Origin of the sequence: Tepidimonas thermarum, assembly GCF_007556705.1 — a bacterium.
GTDB lineage: Bacteria > Pseudomonadota > Gammaproteobacteria > Burkholderiales > Burkholderiaceae_C > Tepidimonas > Tepidimonas thermarum.
This window is the reverse complement of record NZ_VJOL01000119.1, coordinates 1-880: the sequence shown is the minus strand read 5'-3', so window position 1 is coordinate 880 and position 880 is coordinate 1. Positions and strand designations below refer to the sequence as shown.

Annotated in this window: 1 protein-coding gene; it reads right to left on the bottom strand. The window is 62.2% G+C overall.

Annotated features, from left to right (window positions below):
* Positions 1-197: 197 nt before the first annotated feature.
* Positions 198-602, bottom strand: coding sequence for an OsmC family protein (locus Tther_RS13175; RefSeq protein WP_143904589.1), 405 nt, complete (start codon positions 600-602; stop codon positions 198-200).
* Positions 603-880: the final 278 nt, after the last annotated feature.

The following is an 880-nucleotide window of genomic DNA, read 5'->3' as shown; positions in this document are numbered from 1 at the left end:
GCGCCATCCAGTCCGTTCTCGAGCAAGATCGCATAAGCGGCTTCCAAGGGGTTGGTTTCGACTCGTATTGCCATGAGGGTTACACTCCTTTCTCGAAGTCATGGCGTCAGACCCACCCTCGCGCTGTCTGCTGGGCGGGGAGCGTAGGCGCGTAGCGCCGGAGATCCCCGCCCAGCAGACAACCGGCAAAATGGAATTTACAGAAAGAACGATACACAACTCACCGTGTTGAACACGGTGCCGTACTTGCGCACGTTGTCGTGCAGCAGCCGCAGGCGCCGGTCGCTCTCGTCGGTGTCGACGATGATGTCGTAGCGGATCGACTCCATCTTCGGCGGCACGTCCTGTCGCACGCCCTCGACGATCACTTCGACGCCGCGCAACTGGAACTTCAGGATCGGCACCACGCGCTCGATGCCCTTGATCATGCAGGCCGCAAGCGCCGCGAGCAGCAATTCGGCCGGGTTGAAGGCGCCGGGGTTGCCCGCGAGGTCGGTGTCGAGCGTTATCTGCGCCTCCTTGCAACGCGCAAGGCTGCCGTGCGCGTCCACGCGCCGTGCCTCCACGTGAAAACGCATCTTGGTCGGGGTGGGGTCTGACATGGGGCCTCCTGTGCCGTTCATCGCCCGCGCTGGCACCGCGATGCCACCACCCGCACCAGTTGTGTATCGTTCTTTCTGTAAATTCCATTTTGCCGGTTGTCTGCTGGGCGGGGATCTCCGGCGCTACGCGCCTACGCTCCCCGCCCAGCAGACAGCGCGAGGGTGGGTCTGACGCCATGACTTCGAGAAAGGAGTGTAACCCTCATGGCAATACGAGTCGAAACCAACCCCTTGGAAGCCGCTTATGCGATCTTGCTCGAGAACGGACTGGATGGCGC